Raw genomic sequence first — 15,735 nt, forward strand, 5'->3', positions numbered from 1 at the left:
GGTATATGGTGCAAGCGTCATCGAAGCACTCCCCCCTTGTGGGCGCGGGTGCGAGGAGGGACTGATGAGCGGACACAGGCATGACGACGCCGTGGCGGCGCCGGCCCCGGAAAGGGTCACCGACCCGGTCTGCGGCATGACCGTCGATCCGGCCACCTCGCCGCACAGGGCGGAGCATGACGGCCACGCGTTCCATTTCTGCTCGGCCGGCTGCCGCAGCAAGTTCATCGCCGACCCGCGGCGCTACCTGACGCCGCTCCCGCCCGCCGCCCCGGCAATGGGCGAGGCTGTGGCCTCGGGCACGATCTATACCTGCCCGATGCACCCGCAGATCCGGCAGGCCGGACCGGGCACCTGCCCGATCTGCGGTATGGCCCTGGAACCGTTGCAGGCCACCGCTGAGGCCGGCACGAATCCCGAGCTGGCTGACATGCGCCGGCGATTCTGGATCGGGCTCGCGCTCACGATCCCAGTCGTGCTGCTGGAGATGGGTGGCCATGTACCGGGGCTTGGCCTGCACGGCATGATCGCGCCCCGTCTCTCGGCATGGATCCAATTCGTGCTCGCGACGCCCGTGGTGCTCTGGGCCGGCTGGCCGTTCTTCGCGCGCGGCTGGGCCTCTTTGGTCACGCGCAATCTCAATATGTTCACCCTGATCGCGCTCGGCACTGGTGCGGCCTGGCTGTACAGCGTGGTTGCCGTGCTCGCCCCGGCCGCCTTCCCCGCTGGCTTCCGCGGCATGGATGGCACCGTCGCGGTGTATTTCGAGGCGGCCGCCGTCATCACGGTTCTGGTGCTGCTCGGCCAAGTGCTGGAACTGCGCGCGCGCGAGCAGACCGGCGGTGCGATCCGCGCGCTGCTCAATCTCGCCCCCAAGACCGCGCGGCGGGTGCTTGCGGACGACTCCGACGAAGAAATCCCGTTGGAGCGGATCGCAGTCGGCGACCGGCTGCGGGTTCGTCCGGGCGACGGCGTGCCGGTCGATGGCGTGGTGCTGAACGGGCATAGCGCAGTTGACGAGTCCATGGTCACCGGCGAATCCATCCCGGTGGAGAAGCAGACGGATGATCGGCTGATCGGCGGCACGGTGAACGGCACCGGGGCGCTGGTCATGCGGGCAGAGAAAGTGGGTAGCGAAACGATGCTGGCCCGCATCGTCGCCATGGTGGCAGAAGCGCAGCGTTCGCGTGCCCCGATCCAACGACTCGCCGATCAGGTTGCCGGCTGGTTCGTGCCGGCCGTTGTGCTGGTGGCATTGCTTTCCTTCGCCGGCTGGTCGGTCTGGGGCCCGGCGCCGGCACTGGCCTATGCGCTCGTGGCCGCGGTCTCGGTGGTCATCATCGCCTGTCCCTGCGCGCTGGGCTTGGCCACGCCGATGTCGATCATGGTGGGCGTCGGCAAGGGCGCCGGTGCGGGCGTGCTGATCCGCTCCGCCGAGGCGCTGGAACGGCTGGAGAAGGTCAATACAGTGGTGGTGGATAAGACCGGCACGCTGACCGAGGGCAAGCCGCGTGTCGTCGCCATCGAGCCGCGGGACGAACTTGCGGCCGATGTCGCGCTGGCAATGGCCGCGGCGCTGGAGCGATCGAGCGAGCATCCCCTGGCCGCCGCTATCGTGGCAGCGGCACGCGAGCGCGGACTGCAACTGCTGGAGGTATCCGATTTCACCTCCATCACCGGTCAGGGTGTGACCGGCACTGTGGACGGGCGGACGCTGGCGCTGGGCAATGCGCGGCTGATGGCCGAGCGCGGCATTGCTCTCGGTGTTCTGGCCGAGCGGGCGGAGGTGCTGCGCGCCGACGGCGCGACGGCGCTGTTCCTGGCGGTGGCGGAGAAGGCCGGAGCCGTCATTGCCGTCGCCGACCCGGTCAAGCGCAGCACACCGGACGCGCTCGCCGCGCTGCGCGCCGACGGTATCCGCATCGTCATGCTCACTGGCGACAATCGCACGACAGCGGAGGCGGTGGCCCGGCGGCTCGGCATCACCGAAGTCGAGGCCGATGTGTTGCCCGAGGACAAGCTGCGCATCGTCCGCCGCCTGCGCGAGCAGGGACGGGTGGTCGCGATGGCCGGCGACGGCGTGAACGACAGCCCGGCCTTGGCGGAAGCCGATGTGGGCATCGCCATGGGCACCGGCACCGAGGTCGCGATCCAGAGTGCTGGGGTTACATTGGTCAAAGGCGATCTCGCCGGGATCGCGCGCGCCATTACGCTCAGTCGCCGGACGATGCGCAACATCCGGCAGAACCTGTTCTTCGCGTTCATCTACAACGCCGTCGGCGTTCCGGTCGCGGCCGGCGTGCTGTATCCGGCATTCGGCATCCTGCTCTCGCCGGTCATCGCCGCGCTGGCGATGTCGCTTAGCTCGGTGTCGGTCATCGGCAATGCGCTGCGCCTGCGCATGGTGCGACTTTAGCGTCTCTGACGGGCGGCGGCGCTTGGCTCTGCGCGCCAGCCCGCGAGCGGCGCCTCGGTGAACTATACCGTCAGGCCGCACCGCTGACGCAACGCAGCGGCGTCGTCAGGCCAGTTCGTCACCCCGTGGCGCTCCGGGGGATGTGCTGGCGGCGGTCGGCGTTGGCCTTGAACGGCAAACTCGGCCTCCGGGGCTCATGGGCAGGAACCCCTTACGCGGCCTTCTCACGCTGCCAACCAGACGCATCCATGCAACACGGTGACCGAGGGATCAGACCGGACGGTCGGCCTCGCCCAAGCGCACGACATGATCATCTTGCCGTCTGACCGCAATCGGCGTCCACGCCGCCTGCTGATCGAGTGCCAGCCCCCCATCTCGCGCGAGTTCCAGGCTGGCAGCAGCGTGCTGGCGACGGCAGCGCGGCAGCGCAATTCCCGTCCGGGTTCCTCGGCGCCGGTGTTCGGCAGGAATGCCGTCAATGAACTGACTTCAGTCAGCGCTGCCCAGCAGCTGACGTGTAAATTCGCAAGCTATAGTGACCCCCAGAGGGGCTTTTCGCCTCCAAACGTGGCTCTTCGCTGGTTTTTGATGCGGGATCGCGCCCTGGCGACGGCCTACAGCGGACCGAACTTGCCCGGCGGACGGGCGCAAACCTGGAAACCGTACGCTACTACGAGAAGGTCGGTCTCTTGCCGGAGCCTCGGCGGACCGCCGCCGGATATCGGAGCTACGACACGATGCACGAGCAGCGCGTGCGTTTCGTGCTGAGAGCACGCGAGCTCGGCTTCTGGCTCGATGAGATTCGAGCTCTGTTGCGCCTTGTCGATGAGCGCGACCGGCCCTGCGCCGAGGCCCGCGCCGTCGCCGCCACTCACCTCCACGACGTGCGGGCGAAAATCGCCGATCTCAAGCGCATGGAGCACGTGCTCAAGGACGTCGTCGCGCAATGCGGCGACGGCACACCGCCTGAGTGCCCGTTCATCGAAGCATTATTTCAGGGGATCACTCACAAAGAGGCTGAGCCACGCAGATCACTGAGGACGGAAGAAGAGCCTCTGTCGATGTGCAGCATCAGCGCCAGTCCGAATTGCGCGCTACTCTATCCGAAGCCACACCCATTCTAACTCTGGTATTGCAGACGCCTTCTCTCGATGGCGACATCGTCCGCCACCATGAACGCGACCAAGATCCTCTGGGGCCAGGTCCTCCTCGTCGGCGCCGTCGTGCTTGCTTTCGTCTGGGGAGCGACAGAGTGGGTTGCTTGGCGCCTGGCGTTCCAATCCCAGCTCGGCCACCCGTGGTTCGACGTCTTCGGCTGGCCGCTCTATCAACCGTCAGCCTTTTTCTGGTGGTGGTTCGCCTACGACGGCTATGCGCGCGACATCTTCGTCGAGGGCGCCTGCATCGCCGCTTCCGGCGGAATCGCCGCCGTGATCGTTGCGATCGCCATGTCCGTTTGGCGGGCTCGGGAGGCCAAGCGCGTCACGACCTATGGCTCCGCACGCTGGGCTGAGACGCGCGAAGTTCGTGAGGCGGGCCTGCTCGGCCACGACGGCGTGCTGCTCGGCCGCTGGCGCGACGATTATCTCCGCCACGACGGGCCGGAGCATGTTCTGTGCTTCGCGCCGACCCGCAGCGGCAAGGGCGTCGGTCTCGTCGTCCCGACCCTGCTGACCTGGCCGGGATCGGCTATCGTCCATGACATCAAGGGCGAGAACTGGACGCTGACCGCGGGCTGGCGCGCGCGGTTCGGCCGCGTGCTGATCTTCGATCCGACCAATGCGCAAAGCGCCGCCTACAACCCGCTGCTGGAGGTGCGCCGCGGCGAGTGGGAGGTGCGCGACGTCCAGAACATCGCGGACGTGCTGGTCGATCCAGAAGGCGCGCTGGAGAGGCGGAACCACTGGGAGAAAACCAGCCATTCACTCCTCGTCGGCACCATCCTGCATGTGCTCTACGCCGAGCCGGACAAGACTCTCGCCGGCGTTGCCAATTTCCTGTCCGATCCAAGGCGGCCGATCGAGACGACGCTACGGGCGATGATGACGACGCCGCATCTCGGTCAGACGGGCGTCCATCCCGTCGTCGCCAGTTCTGCGCGGGAGCTGTTGAACAAAAGCGAGAACGAGCGCTCCGGCGTGCTGTCCACCGCCATGTCGTTCCTTGGCCTGTATCGCGATCCGGTGGTGGCCGCCGTGACGCGCCAACGCGACTGGCGTATCCGCGACCTCGTCGAAAGCGAACGGCCGGCGACCCTCTACCTCGTCGTGCCGCCGTCGGACATCAGCCGGACCAAGCCGCTGGTCCGGCTGATCTTGAACCAGATCGGCCGGCGCCTGACCGAGGATCTGAATGCGAAGGGCAAGCGTCACCGCCTGCTGCTCATGCTCGACGAATTCCCGGCTCTGGGCCGGCTCGATTTCTTCGAGAGCGCCTTGGCGTTCATGGCCGGTTACGGCCTGAAGGCGTTTCTGATCGCGCAGTCGCTGAACCAGATCGAGAAGGCCTACGGTCAGAACAATTCGATCCTCGACAACTGCCATGTGCGCGTCAGCTTCGCCAGTAACGACGAGCGCACCGCCAAACGGGTGTCGGACGCACTCGGCACCGCGACCGAAATGAGAGCCATGAAGAACTACGCGGGCCATCGGCTCAGCCCTTGGCTCGGCCACCTGATGGTCTCCCGTCAGGAGACGGCGCGCCCGCTGCTGACACCTGGCGTGTAAATTCGCGCGCAATAGTGACCCCCTGAGGGGTGGTTTTCGCGTCCAATAATGACCCCCCTTTAACGCTGTGTGGCAGCCTCCCTTCCTTTGTCCGGGAAGGGAGTTCGGGGGGTGATTGGTGTGGACCAGATCGGTCAGATACGACGGGCGTATTTCGAGCAGCGGCGACCGATCAAGGAGATCGTGCGGACGCTGTCGGTGTCGCGCGCGACAGTACGCAAGGTGATCCGCGGCCGGACGACCGAGTTCAAGTATGAGCGCGGCGTGCAGCCGGCGCCGAAGCTGGGCGAATGGGTCGCGGTTCTGAGCGAGATCTTGGAGCAGGAAGCGAAGCTGCCGCGGCGGGAACGGCGCTCGACCCAGCGCCTGTTCGAGGAGCTGCGCGGGCGTGGCTACGACGGCGCGCACGACAGCGTGCACCGGTTCGTGAAGGCGTGGCGGGATGAACGGGCACGGGTCCCGGCCCGAGCGTTCGTTCCGATGAGCTTTGCGCCGGGCGAGGCGTACCAGTTCGATTGGAGCCACGAGACGATCACGCTCCAAGGGCTGCCGCTAATGATCAAGGCGGCGCACATGAAGCTGTCGCACAGTCGCATGCCGTTCGTGCGCGCCTACTTCCGCGAGACTCAGGAACTGGTCTTCGATGCCCACGACAAGGCATTCCAGTTTTTCGGCGGGGTCTGCCGGCGTGGCATCTACGACAACATGAAGACAGCGGTGGAGGCGATCTTTGTTGGCAAGGCGCGCCAGTACAACCGCCGCTTTTTGCAGATGTGCTCGCACCATCTGATCGAACCGGTGGCGTGCACGCCGGCGTCGGGCTGGGAGAAGGGGCAGGTCGAGAACCAGGTCGGCAATCTGCGCGACCGGCTGTTCCTGCCAAAGCCGCGGGTGAAGAGCCTCACCGAACTGAACGCCTGGCTGGAAGATCAGTGCATCGCTTACGCCAAGCGCACCCAACATCCGGAGTTCAAGGAACGGACCATCTGGGAGGTGTTCCAGGAGGAGCGAGCGAGCCTGATGGCGCTGCGCGGGCCGTTCGACGGCTTCGTCGAGAAGGCGGTCCGCGCCAGCACCACGTGCCTGATCATGGCCGATCACAATCGCTACAGCGTCGACGCGCGCGCTGCCGGCCGGATGGTACTCGTGCGCTCGCATGCCGAGCGCATCGTCGTGCTGCTGGACAATGAGGTGGTCGCCGACCATCCGCGCCAGTTTCGGCGCGATCAGATCATCTACGATCCCTGGCATTATCTGCCGGTTCTCGTGAAGAAGCCCGGCGCGTTGCGCAACGGCGCTCCATTCAAGGATTGGAGCCTGCCGACGGCGTTGGCTCAGGTGCGCGCCAAGCTGAAGAGCCACACCGACGGGGATCGCCAGTTCGTCAAGGTGCTGGGCGCGGTGCTCGACCATGGCCTGGCCGCGGTCGAGGCGGCCTGTGCCGAAGCCCTGGAGGCCGGCATTGCCAATGGCGATGTGATTCTCACCGTGCTCGCCCGGCGGCTTCAGCCGATACCGGTGCCGAGCATCACGACGCCCAATGCGCTGCGCCTGAAGATCGAACCCATGGCGGATTGCCGTCGCTACGACAGCATAAGGAAGGAAGCCTGATGGAGCGTCACGACATCCTCGACGCCATGAGCGAACTCAAGCTCTACGGCATGCGCGCCAGCTTCGACGAGATCGCCGGCAAGGGCCTCGTCCGCCGTGACGAGATCTATCCCCTCATCGCCAGCTTGATCCGGGCGGAGCGCACGCACCGCCAGGCGCGATCAATCAGCTATCGCATCAGCGGCGCCAAGTTCCCGGTGTTGAAGGATCTCGACAGCTTCGTATTCGCCGACACGCCCGTCGATCAGGGACAGGTGCGCGAACTGACAACCGGTACTTTCCTCGATGCCAAGCGCAACACCATCTTTATCGGCGGCACCGGCACCGGCAAAACCCATCTCTGCATCGCCGTCGCTGCCGCCGTCATCCGGAGCCGTGCTCGGGGACGGTTCTTCAACCTCGTCGATCTCGTCAATCAGCTCGAGCAGGAAAAGGCCGCCGGCAAGAGCGGACGCTTGGCCGAGAAGCTGCTGCGCCACGATCTCGTCGTCATCGACGAACTCGGCTATCTCCCATTCAGCCAATCCGGCGGGCAGTTGCTGTTCCATCTCATCAGCAAGCTTTACGAGAACACCTCGCTCCTGATCACCACCAACCTCGCCTTCGCCGATTGGCCCCAGGTGTTCGGTGACGTCAAAATGACCACCGCCATGCTCGATCGCCTGACGCATCACTGCGACATCGTCGAGACCGGCAACACCAGCTGGCGCTTCAAAAACCGAAACTGAAAACCCTCCCCCGGACCCCCTCCCGGGCTTCTCCTCGTGGGTGCACAGGGACCTCCCACGCCCGCCGCTGCGCGCAACGCCCAGGGCGCTGCGCTCCGGGCGCGGGTCCCTCCTATGCACTACGCGGATAAGCCCAATCTTGTGCACCCAGAGGGGTCGTTATTGGACGCGAAATCGGGGTCGCGATTGGAAGCGAATTGACAGCCAGGTCTGGGACGAACGCATCGGCTCGGCCCGCGTCCAGGCGAAGAACTGGCGGCTCGCCTTCTTCGGCATGCTCGTGCTCAGCTTCGGCCTTGCCGGTGGCCTCGTCTGGCAGTCCGTGCGCGGCACGATCACCCCGTGGGTGGTGCAGGTGGATAAGCTGGGCCAGGCGCAAGTGGTGGCGGCCGCCGTCGCCGACTACCGGCCGACCGACCCGCAGATCGCCTGGCATCTCGCCCGCTTCATCGAGGAGGTGCGGAGCATCCCGGCGGACCCCGTGGTGCTGCGGCAGAACTGGCTCGATGCCTACAGCTACGTCACCGACAAGGGCGCGGCGGCGCTGAACGACTATGCCCGCACCAACGATCCGTTCTCGAAGGTGGGCACGACGCAGATCTCGGTCGAGGTGTCGAGCGTCATCCGCGCCTCCGACGACAGCTTCCGCGTCGCCTGGACCGAGCGGCGCTACGTCGATGACGCGCTGGCATCCACCGAACGCTGGAGCGCCATCCTCACCATCGTCGTGCAGACACCCACCGACGCCGATCGGCTGAAGAAGAACCCGCTCGGCGTCTACATCCACGCCCTCAACTGGTCCAAGGAGCTCGGCTGATGCGCACCGCGCCGCTCGCAACCCTTCTGCTCGCCTCGGTCTCGCTCGGCGCCTGCACGACCTGGAAGCCACCGGAGATCAAATACGACGACACGCCGCATCAGGCCGTGCTGGCGCCCGATCCGCCGAGGCCTGTGCAGATCGTGGAACTACCTCAACCACTGCCGCTCCCCGGCCAGCTCAAGCCTGTTCCGGGCGCCAGGACCGCGCAGCTGGAAGCCGCCGACCCGCGCACGCGCGTCGACCAGGCGAACGGTGCCGCGCGGGTGCAGCCAACCCGGGCCGGGTATATCAACGCCATCCAGGTCTATCCCTTCTCGGATGGTGCGCTCTATCAGGTCTACGCCGCTCCCGGTGAGATCACCGACATCGCGCTCGAAGCCGGCGAGCAGCTTGTCGGTTCCGGTCCCGTCGCCGCCGGCGATACCGTGCGCTGGATTATCGGCGACACCGAGAGCGGCGTGGGCGCAGCCAAGCGCGTCCACATCCTGGTCAAGCCAACGCGGCCCGATCTGACCACCAACCTCATTATCAACACTGACCGGCGCACCTATCATCTCGAACTCCGCTCGGCCGAGAAGACCTACATGGCCTCCGTCTCCTGGGCGTATCCGCAGGACCAGCTCTTCGCCCTGCGCCGGCAGAATACCGCCGCCGATGCGGCGCTGCCCGTCGCCTCCGGTGTCGACATCAACGCGCTCAACTTCCGCTACCGCATCGAGGGCGACGATCCCGCCTGGCGGCCGCTGCGCGCCTTCGACGATGGGCGACAGGTGTTCATCGAGTTCCCGGCCGGCATCAGCCAGGGTGAGATGCCGCCGCTCTGGGTCATCGGGCCGGAGGGTGGCGCGGAACTCGTGAACTACCTGGTTCGCGGCAACCACATGATCGTCGACCGCCTGTTCGCCGCGGCTGAACTTCGGCTCGGCGGCGAGCACCAGAAGAAGGTCCGCATCGTCCGCACGGACGGGAGGCCGCAGTCGTGACCGACGCGCCGCGTGAAGAGCCGGCGGGGCCTTCCGGAGGCGATCGGCCGCCGCAGGAAATGCGGTTGCGATCCAGCCGGGCGCCCGTGACACGGCTCTCCCGCAAGGTCCTCCTCGGCCTTGGCGCCGTCGCGGCCGTCGGAATCGGCGGCGCGCTGTTCCTGGCCTTGCGGCCCCAGCATCAGACCTCCGGGTCCGAACTCTACAACACCAGCAATCGCACGACACCGGACGGCCTCGCAAATTTACCGCGCGACTATACGGGTCTGCCGCGCGCCGTTCCTCAGCTCGGCCCGCCGCTGCCCGGCGATCTCGGCCGCCCGATCGTCAACGCGGGCGCGCCGGCTCCCGGTATGCCGACGCTGGCGGCGGGCCCGAGTCCGGAGCAGCAGCGGATCGCCCAGGAGCAGGAGGCGGCGCGCACCAGCCATTTATTTGCCACAACCAATGTCGGGCAGATCGCCACGGCGACCTCTCCGGCGCTGGCAACTGCTCAAGCTGCCGCGGCATCACTGACCGGCGGGTCGAACGATCTCACCTCCCAGGATCACAAGCTCGCTTTTCTGAACGGGAATGTCGATCGCCGCACGGTCAGCCCCGATCGCGTGCAGGCGCCCGCCAGCCCGTATGTGCTGCAGGCTGGCGCGGTGATCCCGGCGGCGCTGCTCACCGGGTTGCGCTCGGACCTGCCCGGCCAGGTTACCGCCCAGGTGACGGAAGACGTCTATGACAGCCCGACCGGCAACGTTCTTCTGATCCCGCAGGGCGCACGCCTGGTCGGCCAGTATGACGCGCAGATTGCGTTCGGCCAGTCGCGGGCCCTGCTGGTCTGGAACCGCCTCATCATGCCCAACGGACGCTCCATCATCCTGGAGCGCCAGCCCGGGACCGATTCCGAGGGCTATGCCGGCCTCGAAGACCAGGTCGACAACCATTGGGGCATGCTGTTCAAGGCCGCGATCCTCTCGACGCTGCTCAGCGTCGGGGCTGAAGCGGGGACCAGCAACAATGAGAATTTTCTGCTCCAAGGGATTCGCCTGGGCGCCTCCCAGAGCTTCAGCCAGATCGGCGAGCAGGTCGTCGGGCGATCGCTGAACGTCCAGCCGACAATCACCGTCAGGCCGGGATTTCCGGTCCGAGTGATGGTGACACACGATCTCGTTCTCGAACCTTATCGCGGTTGAGGAGGTGCTCATGGCAAAATTGAAGCTCGGCGCTATCCCGGACGACAAGCCGGTAAAGCTCACGATCGAACTTCCCGCGGCGGTGCATCGTGACCTCATTGCTTATGCCGCGGCACTCGGCCGCGAAACCGGACAGCCGGTCCGTGAACCAGCCAAGCTGATCGCGCCCATGTTGGCGCGCTTCATCGCCGGCGACCGCGCCTTCGCCAAGATGCGGAATGTCAGGAAGCCGCCTGAGACGCCACTGGAGCCGGCTGGACCAAGGCCATCGACCGAGCCAGGCTGAGGAAGCGCCTGAACGCCGGATTGTCGTTGCCCGGCAACCAGACGGCGCTGTACGGCAGCACATCCTCCGCAGTCGCGAGAGGCCGGAAGCCCACTTCGGGATAGCGGGTTGCGGTGCCCGCTTCGCTGATGAAGCTGATGCCGAAGCCCAGTGCGACCAGATGCATCAAGGTCTCGCGGCCGACGTCAAAGCGCTCGACCGAAGGACTGTACCCGAGATCCGCCACCCTCCGGACGACATAGTCGTGAATCACCGGCCCCGGTGCGTCGCGGCTGACGATGAAATGCTCGTTCCTCAGCGCTTCCCAATCGACCTTGTCTTCGTCGGCGAGGCGATGCCGCTCCGGCAGGACAGCGAAGACGCGCGCCTCCCATAGGACGGCGGTGTCGCAGTGCGGCACCGAGAGCGTCCCCGTGACAAAAGCGATGTCGAGCAGCCGCTCGTTGATACGCGCGAGGTGCTCGCTTGCGGAGCCCTCGACGACATCGATGGCGATCGCAGGGTACGTTTCGCGATAGGTGCGAAGCAGCTCACGCGCGAAACCACCCGACAGCGACGACAGTATCCCGATCCGGATTGCACCCTCCGCGCCGCGCCCTGCGTTGCCGGCACCCTTCACGGCGTGATCGATCTCGGCGAGTGCCGAGCGCGAACGCTCCAGAAACCGGCGCCCAGCCTCTGTCAGCCGGACGCCACTCGCATCGCGCTCGAACAGGGAAACGCCGAGCTTGTCCTCCAGCGCCCGCACCCGCCGGCTGACGGCTGATTGCCGGATGCCCAGAACCTGCGCCGCTCGGCTGAAGCTGAGATGCTCGGCCACCAGGAGCGCTTGAGAGATCGACGCAAGTTTGACCATGCACGAGCCTCCAGACAGACTCCTGCGCACAAGTGCAGTGGAGGTAGTTTGGCATAGACAATTTGGCAAAACGGCGGCGATCTTCGTCGCCTTGATAAATCGAGCGGAGTTCTCCCCAACCGCCAGCGCTTTGAAATGGGCCTCGCCGCAGGCGATCGTGGCGGCCTCGCTGTCGAGCAGGTCGTCGACGAACAGGCTGCATTTGGTCTCTGAAACGAAAGAAATCCGCCCTCCAATCCGATCGTGCCATCACTCCGTTCAGGCGGCTATTGACGTTGCAACAGGCTTCTTGGAAGTCCTTTTCCGGCGCAAAGACGCTGCGGAACCGTCTAGCATTTGTGCGATCTCAGCGGAGACGCGATCCGCTGCCACCACGAGCGCCGTATCAAGATGGACGTAACCTTGGGTTACCCCCCGAGCCGAATGACCGAGCAAACCCGCAATGGTCAGTTCGGAAAAGCCCAGATCACCAGCGACACTGGCAAAAGTATGTCGGAGGACATGAGGTGTCACATCCTCGACCTTCGCCTTCGCACACACGCGATCGAGAACGCGAACCACACCAATGAAGTGGCCGTCTCCCCAATCGGCAGGAAAGACGAACGGCGAACCTTCACGAACCGGCAGGGTCCCCACGCAGTCCATCGCAGCTTCGCCAAGCACGCGGACCTGCGCGCCACTCTTGGTGTCAGGGAAGCGGATGCAATGTTCCTTTCGACTGAACCAACGCCGCTCCAGCCCCAACGCTTCCATCCGTCGAAACCCCGTCAACAGCATCAGGCGGATGGCCGCCAATCCCGTCGGATGCTCACCTTCCGAAGCGGCTTCGCGCATCACCTGTCCAAGATGACGGAGTTCGTTATCGCTCAATCGGCGTTGCCGTCTCTCGCCAGCGAGTTGCCGAACGCCTTCCGCCGGATTTCCGGCGATGACCTTCAGACGAGCGGCGTGACCGAGCAGGCTCCGCAAGGTTCCGACCGTGCGGCTGGCGACGCCGGCGCCGCCCGTCGCCTTACCGCCGCGGCCTTTCCGGCCACGAGCCGACTTGCCCACCGCGATATCGGCCTGCATGCCTTCGATATCGCGTAAGGTGAGGCCGCTCACCATGCGCGACCCCAGCAACGGCTTGATGTGGGTCTCGATCCGGCTCCTATCCATGTGGAGCGTCGATGCCTTGATCGGCCGGCGATTTCGGCCGAGGATGCGACCGCCTTCAGCTTGGTCGAGATACCAATCGCACACCTCGCTCACCGTCATGCCGGCACGCGCAGTATGACGGTCGGCCGAGGGATCTTCACCTTCGGCGACCGCAGTCAGCTTCTTTCGGGCAAGGTCTCGCGCAGCTTCCGGCGTTAGCGCGCCGTGCTGACCGAGGACCAGGCGTCGCGTTCGGCCCTCGGCATTTCGATATTGGATCAGGTAGCTCTTGACCCCGGATGGCTTAACCCGAACGCCGAAGCCTCTCAGTTCCGTGTCCCAGGCGAACACATCATGACCGGCTTCCGCTTGAAGAGCGTCGACCGTGCGTTTCATAATCTTGGCCATAATCCGTTCCTGCTCTATCGTTCGACACTTGTTCCGTTTCTGCTTCCCCGGCTTTCGGGGCGGAGGCCGGGGAAGCAGGGGGGAAGCACGAGAGGGGAAATCGCCGGGTATGTGGAGGATACGACAGGGTAGGTTGAGAGCAACAAAAAGCCTTGTTCGATAAAGGCTTAGCGGTCTCTGGGATAGAAAAAGAAGCTCTGGCGTAAACTGCCTGAAGACCTTGCCAAGGTTGGGGTCGAGGGTTCGAATCCCATCGCCCGCTCCAGATTTCCTCAAGAAAATCAAGGGCTTCGAAGCGGCCCTCCGGGGCCGTTTTTGCTTAGAGAAGCCCTGAGTGCGCTTTTTCCAAGCCGAATCTGAGCGTTTGGTGGCGCGTCCCCAGCTAGGCGATCGCGCTCTCGGCGGCCTGTCGTCCCGGATATGACGGATTACGGTGGCTCGACGTGTCTGACGTGGCGATCTATAAATTCACTGTAACTATAGAAACGACAGCGCGATATGGCCCTTAGCCTGAAGGACCCTGAGACCGACCACCTCGCCCGGGCGCTGGCAGCGCTGGCCGGGGAGACGCTCACGGAGGCGATCCGTAGGGCGTTGGCCGAGCGGCTGGCGCGCGAGCGGATCCGACGGGGCCATCAGGGCGGCCTCGCTGGCCGGATCCGCGAGATCGGCGAGCACTGTGCCGCGCTGCCCGACGTGGCCTCACCTGCGACGGGTGCACCGCCTGGACGTGGTGCCGCAAGGATGTGGCGCTGATGGTGGTCGATAGTTCGGCACTAATCGCCCTCCTGCTCCGGACACCGGATGCCGCCCGATTCGACGCCGCCCTCGCCGACGCACCAGTCCGTCTGATCTCGGCGGTGACCCGGGCCGAGGTCGCCTGCGTCATCGAGAGCCGCAAAGGCGCGCCCGGTCGAACGGCCCTGGAACGGCTGTTGCGCGAGGGTGACATCGAGACCGCCGCGGTCACACCGCAGCAGGCGGACCTCGCTGCTGATGCGGCCCAAAGGTTCGGCTCGGGCCGGCACTCGGCCGCACTGACCCTGGGCGATTGCTTTGCCTACGCCCTGGCCCAGATCGTCGGCCTGCCCCTGCTGTTCAGGGACGAGCGGTTCCGGCACACGGATGTCACCGCCGCCCTGCACGGCGGATAGAACGCTCCAATGGCCCGCACGAAAACCGTCACACCCGAATCCCTGGCCGCCCTCGGCGCTGAGGCGCTGGCCGAATTGCTGATCGCGCACGCCGCGACCGATCCGGCTTTGCGCAAGAAGCTCGACATGCTGCTCGCAGGCACCGAGGGGCCAGGCAAGCTCGCCGCTGAGATCGAGAAGCGGATCAAGACCATCGGCCGCTCGCGCTCCTTCGTCGATTGGGAGAAGCGGAAGTCCCTGGCGCACGAACTCGACCATCTGCGGGCAACGATCGCGACCCGGCTGGCCCGGCAGGACGCGGCACGGGCGATCGCGCTCCTGTGGGATTTCATCTTCATTGCGGATGCGGTGATGCAGCGCGTCGGCGACGGCATTGGCGAGGTGGAGGTCGTGTTCGACGCCGCGATGGCGGATCTCGGCCGGCTCTCGGCTGCAGAGCCGCCGGGTGAGGGAAAGGCGCTGGCCCGCCGGGTGCTCGCCTACTGCGAGCGCGATGGCTTCGGTGCGACCGACGCGCTGATCCGGCATATGTCGGACGCGCTGGGCGTGGCCGGACGCGCGGAGATTCGCGGTGCCACCGAGGCCGCATTGAAAACCGCGCCACGCCCCGAAGGCCCGCAGGACTGGCGCGCGGATGCCCAGCGTCGTCATCTCGCCTTTCGTTTGGCGCTGCTCGCCGATCTCGAGCGCGACGCCGACGCTTTCATCGCCGCCATTCGCGCCGGCGGGTTGGAGAGCACGCACGCGCTGGAGGTCGCCGAGCGCCTGATCGCGGCCAACCGGCCGGCCGAGGCGCTCGACTGGCTCGACAAGCCGCGGCGGCGCATCGAGGACGACGACGAATACGGGGACGATGTTGCCGCAACCGATCTTCGGATCACCGCCCTCGAGGCCCTGGGGCGCAAGGAGGAAGCACAAGCGGTCCGCTGGCGGCATTTCGAGCGTTTCTTGAGCGTCGAGCATCTGCGCGCCTATCTGAAGCGCCTCCCGGATTTCGAGGATTTCGAGGCGGAACAGAAAGCGCTCGACGTCGCCGCCGCGCACAAGCAGGCCGTGCGGGGGTTGGCGTTTTTCATCGCATGGCCGGCGCTCGACCGCGCCGACCGCTTGGTGCGCGAGCGGCTGGCCGCGCTCGACGGCCGCCTCTACGAGGTGCTGCGGCCGGCCGCGGAAGCCCTCGAAGAGAAGTTCCCGGAAGCTGCCAGCCTGCTCTACCGTCGCCTGGTCGAAAGCGTGCTCGAACGCGGCTCATCGAAGCAATACCCATACGCCGCGCGCGATCTGCTCTCCTGCGTGCGTCTTGCACCAAACCTGCCGGCGCCGGGATCGATCGAGAACCACGCGGCGTTTGTCGCGCGCTTGCAGAAGGTGCATGGACGGAAATACGGGTTCTGGGGGTTGATCGCGCAGAAAGGATTTTGAGCCG

13 protein-coding genes and 1 pseudogene are annotated in these 15,735 nt (G+C 65.8%); 12 read left to right on the forward strand and 2 right to left on the reverse strand.

The genetic code is table 11. The features are described 5' to 3' along the window. Positions 1–64 precede the first annotated feature (64 nt). The 9 genes and pseudogenes from DEF76_RS02520 to DEF76_RS02560 all read left to right on the forward strand — a co-directional run bounded on the left by DEF76_RS02520 (position 65) and on the right by DEF76_RS02560 (position 10,754). Complete coding sequence (locus DEF76_RS02520) at positions 65–2,416, forward strand: heavy metal translocating P-type ATPase (protein ID WP_114910977.1); 2,352 nt, start codon at positions 65–67, stop codon at positions 2,414–2,416. Positions 2,417–2,994: 578 nt separating this feature from the next. Then, positions 2,995–3,540, forward strand: coding sequence for a MerR family transcriptional regulator (locus DEF76_RS02525; RefSeq protein ID WP_114910978.1), 546 nt, complete (start codon positions 2,995–2,997; stop codon positions 3,538–3,540). Between the two features lie 48 nt (positions 3,541–3,588). Continuing rightward, positions 3,589–5,136: pseudogene (locus DEF76_RS02530) on the forward strand (conjugal transfer protein TraG); the annotation flags it as partial. Positions 5,137–5,253: 117 nt separating this feature from the next. Next, positions 5,254–6,753, forward strand: coding sequence for an IS21 family transposase (istA, locus tag DEF76_RS02535; protein ID WP_114910979.1), 1,500 nt, complete (start codon positions 5,254–5,256; stop codon positions 6,751–6,753). Beyond that, the gene (gene istB, locus DEF76_RS02540; protein ID WP_114910980.1) at positions 6,753–7,481 is read left to right on the forward strand and encodes an IS21-like element helper ATPase IstB; all 729 of its coding nucleotides are present in this window, start codon (positions 6,753–6,755) and stop codon (positions 7,479–7,481) included. Before istA ends, istB begins: the two co-directional genes overlap by 1 nt. Positions 7,482–7,677: 196 nt before the next feature. After that, positions 7,678–8,298 carry a conjugal transfer protein TrbF gene (trbF, locus tag DEF76_RS02545; protein WP_240319201.1) on the forward strand — a complete coding sequence of 207 codons (621 nt, stop codon included), beginning with the start codon at positions 7,678–7,680 and terminating at the stop codon, positions 8,296–8,298. Further along, entirely contained in the window at positions 8,298–9,284 is a 987-nt protein-coding gene (trbG, locus tag DEF76_RS02550; RefSeq protein ID WP_114910981.1) for a P-type conjugative transfer protein TrbG, read from the forward strand. The genes trbF and trbG overlap by 1 nt, the downstream gene beginning before the upstream one ends. Before the next feature lie 59 nt (positions 9,285–9,343). Then, the gene (locus DEF76_RS02555) at positions 9,344–10,468 is read left to right on the forward strand and encodes a TrbI/VirB10 family protein (RefSeq protein WP_162800756.1); all 1,125 of its coding nucleotides are present in this window, start codon (positions 9,344–9,346) and stop codon (positions 10,466–10,468) included. A gap of 10 nt (positions 10,469–10,478) precedes the next feature. After that, positions 10,479–10,754, forward strand: coding sequence for a DUF2274 domain-containing protein (locus tag DEF76_RS02560; protein ID WP_114910983.1), 276 nt, complete (start codon positions 10,479–10,481; stop codon positions 10,752–10,754). Here the strand turns inward: DEF76_RS02560 and DEF76_RS02565 are convergent. Together DEF76_RS02565 and DEF76_RS02570 are read right to left on the reverse strand one after the other, a co-directional pair. Then, entirely contained in the window at positions 10,690–11,610 is a 921-nt protein-coding gene (locus tag DEF76_RS02565; RefSeq protein WP_114910984.1) for a LysR family transcriptional regulator, read from the reverse strand. The two genes, DEF76_RS02560 and DEF76_RS02565, sit on opposite strands and share 65 nt — an antisense overlap. A gap of 258 nt (positions 11,611–11,868) precedes the next feature. After that, the gene (locus tag DEF76_RS02570) at positions 11,869–13,155 is read right to left on the reverse strand and encodes a tyrosine-type recombinase/integrase (protein WP_114910985.1); all 1,287 of its coding nucleotides are present in this window, start codon (positions 13,153–13,155) and stop codon (positions 11,869–11,871) included. Positions 13,156–13,653: 498 nt separating this feature from the next. Here DEF76_RS02570 and DEF76_RS20310 point away from each other — a divergent pair, with 498 nt between their 5' ends. From DEF76_RS20310 to DEF76_RS02590, 3 genes are read left to right on the forward strand one after another with little or no spacing between them, the layout of a single operon-like run. Continuing rightward, on the forward strand, positions 13,654–13,911 hold the full coding sequence (locus DEF76_RS20310; RefSeq protein ID WP_114910986.1) for a type II toxin-antitoxin system VapB family antitoxin: 258 nt from the start codon (positions 13,654–13,656) through the stop codon (positions 13,909–13,911). Further along, on the forward strand, positions 13,911–14,309 hold the full coding sequence (locus tag DEF76_RS02585; protein ID WP_114910987.1) for a type II toxin-antitoxin system VapC family toxin: 399 nt from the start codon (positions 13,911–13,913) through the stop codon (positions 14,307–14,309). Before DEF76_RS20310 ends, DEF76_RS02585 begins: the two co-directional genes overlap by 1 nt. A gap of 9 nt (positions 14,310–14,318) precedes the next feature. Then, positions 14,319–15,731, forward strand: a complete 1,413-nt coding sequence (locus DEF76_RS02590) for a DUF6880 family protein (RefSeq protein WP_114910988.1) — start codon at positions 14,319–14,321, stop codon at positions 15,729–15,731. Positions 15,732–15,735: the final 4 nt, after the last annotated feature.

It is taken from the genome of Acidibrevibacterium fodinaquatile, from assembly GCF_003352165.1.
Classification (GTDB): Bacteria; Pseudomonadota; Alphaproteobacteria; order Acetobacterales; family Acetobacteraceae; genus Acidibrevibacterium; species Acidibrevibacterium fodinaquatile.

What these genes read in the sequence shown, in the direction of transcription:
- DEF76_RS02520 (WP_114910977.1), top strand. Translation starts at nt 65, where the DNA reads ATGAGCGGACACAGGCATGACGACGCCGTGGCGGCGCCGGCCCCGGAA.
- istB (WP_114910980.1), top strand. Translation starts at nt 6,753, where the DNA reads ATGGAGCGTCACGACATCCTCGACGCCATGAGCGAACTCAAGCTCTAC.
- trbG (WP_114910981.1), top strand. Translation starts at nt 8,298, where the DNA reads ATGCGCACCGCGCCGCTCGCAACCCTTCTGCTCGCCTCGGTCTCGCTC.
- DEF76_RS02555 (WP_162800756.1), top strand. Translation starts at nt 9,344, where the DNA reads ATGCGGTTGCGATCCAGCCGGGCGCCCGTGACACGGCTCTCCCGCAAG.
- DEF76_RS02560 (WP_114910983.1), top strand. Translation starts at nt 10,479, where the DNA reads ATGGCAAAATTGAAGCTCGGCGCTATCCCGGACGACAAGCCGGTAAAG.
- DEF76_RS02565 (WP_114910984.1), bottom strand. Translation starts at nt 11,610, where the DNA reads ATGGTCAAACTTGCGTCGATCTCTCAAGCGCTCCTGGTGGCCGAGCAT.
- DEF76_RS02570 (WP_114910985.1), bottom strand. Translation starts at nt 13,155, where the DNA reads ATGGCCAAGATTATGAAACGCACGGTCGACGCTCTTCAAGCGGAAGCC.
- DEF76_RS20310 (WP_114910986.1), top strand. Translation starts at nt 13,654, where the DNA reads ATGGCCCTTAGCCTGAAGGACCCTGAGACCGACCACCTCGCCCGGGCG.
- DEF76_RS02585 (WP_114910987.1), top strand. Translation starts at nt 13,911, where the DNA reads ATGGTGGTCGATAGTTCGGCACTAATCGCCCTCCTGCTCCGGACACCG.
- DEF76_RS02590 (WP_114910988.1), top strand. Translation starts at nt 14,319, where the DNA reads ATGGCCCGCACGAAAACCGTCACACCCGAATCCCTGGCCGCCCTCGGC.